Raw genomic sequence first — 5,629 nt, forward strand, 5'->3', positions numbered from 1 at the left:
AAAGGTTAATGTCAATGAAAATATTGATTCTTTTGTAAAAAACATCAGTGAAAAGATCAATGAATATGAAAGAACTAAGGAAAATTTAAAAATTCTTGACACCTTAAAGGAAAACTATGAACTCTTTAAGAATGTTGACATTGATTTAAAGGACATAGCAGACTTAAAGTATTTCAACACTAGATTTGGTTTCTTGGACAAGGATGCCAGATATAGACTTAAGAAAAATTATGGCAATATCCTCGCTATGATTTATCATACTGGCACTGTTGATAACAGAGAACTTTTCCTTGTTATTTATCCTAAGGAAACTGAAAAGGATGTTGACAGAGTCCTAAATAGTTTGAACTTTACTGAAGTTGAACTTCTTGGAGAAAATGTTGAGGGAACTGCTCGTTTAATCTACAAAAATCTTGAAGAAGAAGAGGAAAATGTAAAGAGAAAAATTTTTGAAATAGAAGAATACAAAAAGAATCTTTTGGAAAGCAGACATGAAGAGCTAAAGACTACTCTTGCTCACATGCTTTCCTATGAAGAAATTGAAAAAGCTAAGAAGTTTATGCTTAGGTCAAATAAATATTTTTATCTTTCAGGTTGGCTTGGCGAATCTGACAAAAAGAAGTTAGAAGAAAAGCTAGCTAAGTACAAGGATATTGATATTGAATATTTTGACCCCAAAAGCGAAAACATGAAGACACCGACAAAGTTAAAAAACGCAAATTTTTTTAAGCCCTTTGAGCTACTAATAAATATGTATGGAACGCCTAATTATGGTGAATTTGATCCCACTGTAATTTTTGGTATAACCTACATGATTCTTTTTGGAGCAATGTTTGGCGACTTGGGTCAAGGGGCTGTATTTGTAATTGCCGGACTAATGCTTGGAAAGAAGAACAAGGATTTTGGTGGACTTCTTCTTAGAATGGGTGCATCTTCCATGTTCTTTGGTTTGATGTACGGTTCAGTTTTTGGAAGCGAAGAAATTATTCCCGCAATTTGGTTTAGACCCTTTGAAAATATAAATGATACTCTTGTAATTGCAATTTACTTTGGCATTATTTTACTTGCCCTAGCCTATGGCATTGGCATTTACAATAGACTAAAAAGTGGTAGACCAGATGAAGCCTTTTTCTCTAAGGAAGGTTTTTTGGGAGTTATAATTTTTGTAGCAATGATTAATATTGGCATGTCTGTAATGGGAGCTAAATCTTTAATTCCTATGAATATTTCCCTAGGTATTTTAGTTATAAGTCTTGTGATCATGCTCCTAAAAAGACCTATTCTTAAAGTTTTATTTAAGAAGGAGACAGAAGGCAGTGCCTCAGATTATTATATAGAGTCATCCTTTGGTCTACTTGAAGCTCTTTTATCAACTATGTCTTCAATTATATCCTTTATAAGGGTTGGCGCCTTTGCAATAAATCACGTTGGTTTGTTCTTGGCATTTAAGACTCTTGGGGAAATGGTTGGCTCAAGTGGAGGAAATATTGCAGTTTTAATTTTTGGCAATATTTTAATTTTGGGACTAGAAGGTTTAATCGTATTTATTCAATCTCTAAGACTTGAATATTACGAAATGTTTAGCAAGTATTATAGTGGTGACGGCGTACTTTTTGAAGCCGATAAAATTTATTAATGAGGAGTTTAAAGATGGAAAAAATTATTATTTTCGCAGTTTTAACAGTATTTTCAATGGTAGTTACAGGTTTTTATTTTATTTACAAGGGCACAGATAAGAACAGAAAATTTGCTCGTGCTGTTTTGAAGCTTAACCTATTTGTTTTCGCACCAGTTTTTGTTTTTGGATTAATTTCCCTTGTACCACAAATGGCATCAGCTGCAGCAGCTGCTCCAGCATCTGGTAATGGTCTTGGCTTTTTAGCAGCTGGTCTTTCAACTGGTCTTGCATCTCTTGGTGCAGGTGTTGCCGTTTCTAATGTAGGTTCTGCAGCTATTGGCGCTGTATCAGAAGATCCTAACATTCTTGGTAAATCAATGATCTACCTAGGACTTGCAGAAGGTATTGCTATTTATGGTCTTATCATTTCAATTATGATTCTTGGAAGACTATAATGAGATCAATTCTTTTAACATCAAATGACGATATAATTAACGGCCTTCGCCTTGCAGGTGTAAGGTCTGTTAAATGTAATGACAGAGCTGAACTATTAAAAAATTTTAGGACTTTTACAAAAACTGAAGATATTGGAATAATAATACTAACTTATTCTTCTTTTAAAGAAATCAAAGAAGAAGTTTTAGAATTTAAACTTACAGGGGACCTTCCTCTAGTTGTAACTATTCCAGATCTTGACGGCGCGATGGAAGATGATTTTATTTTAAAATATGTCAGAGAATCTGTTGGTGTGAAAGCTGTAGGTGATTAAATGATTTTACTTGAAAACAAAATTGCCATATTCAACAAAATTGTTTTTCTAAAGCAAAAGGAAGAATGTGAAAAGAGGATAAGAGAGGAAAAGGAAAAGGCTGATAAGATTTTGGCTGAAAAAATTGAATCTCTTAAAGAGGATGAAGAAGCCTTCGTCAATAGAAGGGTAACTCTTGCCAATAGAAGGGGTTATGAGCTTATTGCTTCTGTTGAAGAACAAAAGAGAGTTCTCTTCTTGGAAGAAGATGAAAAGTTATTAAATGAGCTTTTAGAAACTCTTTCACAAAAACTTTTGGAATTTACCAAGACTGATGAATATGTAAATATTGAAACTGAAAATTTTAAAAATATTTTAGATGAAATAGACGAAAAAAGCATTTATCTTTATGTTAAAAATGATGAAAATGAAAAACTCATTGAAAAATTTAAAGAAATTGCCAAGGAAAAGGGCGTTGAACTTAAAATAGACGAACTTTACGAGTATCATATTGGCGGTTTTATAATCTCTGATATGAATAGAACTTACAATATCAACTTGTCTTTAAAAAATAAACTTGAAGACATGAGATACGACATTGGCTCTATGCTACATGAAAAATTAAAAGAAAGAGGTGAAGTCATTGGAAAAGGCAATAATTAAATCAGTTGACGGACCTGTTGTAATTGGAAAAAACATGGCTGATTATAAAATTAGAGAAATGGTTCTTGTTGGCGAGAAAAAATTAATTGGTGAAGTTATTTCAATTGACGGAGACCTTGGCACAGTGCAAGTTTATGAAGAAACTGAAGGCCTAAAAAGAGATGAGGACATAATCTCAACTGGTGCCCCTCTTTCTGTTAAGCTTGGACCTGGCATGATTAGAGGTATCTTTGATGGTATAGAAAGGCCTCTTGAAGTTATTAAAAAGAACCACGGCTCTTTTATGCCTGAAGGTCTTGGACTTATTTCCCTTGACGAAGAAAAACTTTGGGATGTAACTTTTAAAGTTCATCTTCACGACAAGGTTCACCCAGGACAAATTTTTGCAGAAGTTCCTGAAACTGATATTATCACTCACAAAGTCATGATTCCGCCAGAAGTAAGCGGCGAAGTCGTAGAGATTCTTGATAATGGAAAATATAATATTGAAACTGTTTTATTAAAGGTAAAAGACGAATACGGCAAGATAAATGAAGTGAAGATGTACCAAAACTGGCCAGTAAGAATTCCTAGACCAGTTAAGGAAAGACTTCCCATTGACAAATTACTTGTAACTGGACAAAGAGTTTTTGATGTATTTTTCCCAATTGCCAAGGGCGGTACTACAGCAATCCCTGGTGGATTTGGTACTGGTAAGACTATGACTCAACACCAAATAGCAAAGTATTGTGATGCCGATATCATCATCTACATTGGCTGCGGCGAAAGAGGAAACGAAATGACAGAAGTTTTGGAAGACTTTCCAAAGCTAATTGACCCTAACACAGGAAAGGCCCTTATGGATAGGACTATCCTAATTGCCAACACATCTAATATGCCCGTTGCCGCTCGTGAAGCTTCAATTTACACTGGCGTAACTATGGCAGAATACTTTAGGGACATGGGCTACCATGTTGCCCTAATGGGCGACTCAACTTCTCGTTGGGCAGAAGCTCTTCGTGAAATTTCTGGTCGTCTTGAAGAAATGCCAGCAGAAGAAGGATATCCTGCTTATCTTCCATCAAGAATTGCAGGCTTCTATGAAAGAGCTGGCTATGTAAAAACTTTATCTGGCTCTGAAGGTTCTGTAACTCTTATTGGTGCAGTTTCACCAGCTGGCGGCGACTTCTCTGAACCAGTAACTGAAAATACAAAGAGATTCGTAAATGTATTCTTGGCACTAGACAAGGAACTTGCCTACTCAAGACACTATCCTGCCATTAACTGGATGAACTCCTACTCAGGCTATATTCCACTTCTTAAAAATTACTACGACATGAGACTTGACGGAGACCTTCCTGATCTCAGAATAAAATATTTAGACTTACTTCACAAGGAAGCCAAGTTAAATGAAATTGTAATGCTAGTTGGTGAAGATGTCCTTCCAGATGAAGAAAGACTTGTCCTTGAAATTTGTCGTGTTGTAAAAGTTGGATTTTTGCAACAAAATGCCTTTAACCCAATTGACACCTTTGTGCCTCTTGAAAAGCAATTTGAAATGTTAAAGACAATAGACAATCTTTATGAAAAGGGAAAGGAAGCCTTAAAACTTAAAATTCCTATTTCAGTAATAAAGAACGATGGTCTTTACGGAAAAGTAATTAACATGAAATACGATATAGAAAACGAAAACTTAAAGAAATTTGTAAGCTTAAACAATGAAATCAACGATTTTTATGGAGAGCTTAGTGCAACTTATGGTGATGTAGAATGAAAAAAGAATATTTAACACTTGATAGAATTGAAGGATCGCTACTAGAACTTTCAAATCTTCACAGAGTTAGTTACGGTGAAGTTGTAAAGATTATATCAAAGGACGGCAAGAGATCAGAAATTGGTCAGGTTATAAAAATTGATGACGACAAGGCAATTGTCCAAGTTTTTGGCAACAACTTAGGCGTTTCCACAAAAAATACTAAGGTAGAATTTTCTGCCCATCCCTTTGAAATTCCTCTTTCAGGAGAAATTTTGGGAAGAGTATTTAACGGAACAGCTGAGCCTATAGATAAGGGCGGAGCTATCTATTCCAAGGATGTTTATAACATCAACGGTAGACCAATTAACCCATCAGCAAGAGAATACCCAAGAAACTTTATTCAAACAGGTATATCTTCCATTGATGGACTAATGACATTAATTAGAGGACAAAAACTTCCAATCTTCTCTGGATCAGGTCTTCCCCACAATGAAGTTGCTGCACAAATTGTAAGGCAGGCAAAAATTGCTGACGAGGGCGGAGAAAATAACTTTGCCATAGTCTTTGCTGCCATTGGTGTAAAGCATGACGAAGCAGACTTCTTTAGAGAAAGTTTCAAGAACTCTGGCGTAATTGACAAGGTAGTAATGTATATAAATTATGCAGATGATCCAATTATGGAAAGACTTATTGCACCAAAGTGTGCCCTTACTGCTGCAGAATATTTAGCCTTTGAAAAAAATATGCAAGTTCTTGTAATAATGACAGACATCACTTCCTATGCTGAAGCCCTAAGAGAAGTTTCATCATCAAGAGAAGAAGTGCCTTCAAGAAAGGGCTATCCAGGACACCTTTATTCTGATTT

Annotated in this window: 6 protein-coding genes; all 6 read left to right on the forward strand. The window is 35.2% G+C overall.

Annotated features, from left to right (window positions below; translation table 11 throughout):
• Nucleotides 1-1,636 (forward strand): V-type ATP synthase subunit I (locus Q0U74_RS07415; RefSeq protein WP_297393774.1); only part of this gene is annotated, 1,636 nt, incomplete at its 5' end.
• Between the two features lie 14 nt (nucleotides 1,637-1,650).
• Nucleotides 1,651-2,073, forward strand: a complete 423-nt coding sequence (locus Q0U74_RS07420; RefSeq protein WP_019124869.1) for an ATP synthase subunit C — start codon at nucleotides 1,651-1,653, stop codon at nucleotides 2,071-2,073.
• Nucleotides 2,073-2,387, forward strand: a complete 315-nt coding sequence (locus tag Q0U74_RS07425; protein WP_297393777.1) for a V-type ATP synthase subunit F — start codon at nucleotides 2,073-2,075, stop codon at nucleotides 2,385-2,387. Before Q0U74_RS07420 ends, Q0U74_RS07425 begins: the two co-directional genes overlap by 1 nt.
• Nucleotides 2,388-3,029: a hypothetical protein gene (locus Q0U74_RS07430; protein WP_297393779.1), complete on the forward strand. Its 642-nt coding sequence runs from the start codon at nucleotides 2,388-2,390 to the stop codon at nucleotides 3,027-3,029.
• Nucleotides 3,010-4,782 carry a V-type ATP synthase subunit A gene (locus tag Q0U74_RS07435; RefSeq protein WP_297393780.1) on the forward strand — a complete coding sequence of 591 codons (1,773 nt, stop codon included), beginning with the start codon at nucleotides 3,010-3,012 and terminating at the stop codon, nucleotides 4,780-4,782. Before Q0U74_RS07430 ends, Q0U74_RS07435 begins: the two co-directional genes overlap by 20 nt.
• Nucleotides 4,779-5,629: V-type ATP synthase subunit B (locus Q0U74_RS07440; protein ID WP_297393782.1), on the forward strand; the 851-nt coding region annotated here is incomplete at its 3' end. The genes Q0U74_RS07435 and Q0U74_RS07440, both read left to right, overlap by 4 nt.

This window comes from uncultured Peptoniphilus sp., assembly GCF_946998875.1.
In the GTDB taxonomy this organism is placed as follows: domain Bacteria; phylum Bacillota; class Clostridia; order Tissierellales; family Peptoniphilaceae; genus Peptoniphilus_A.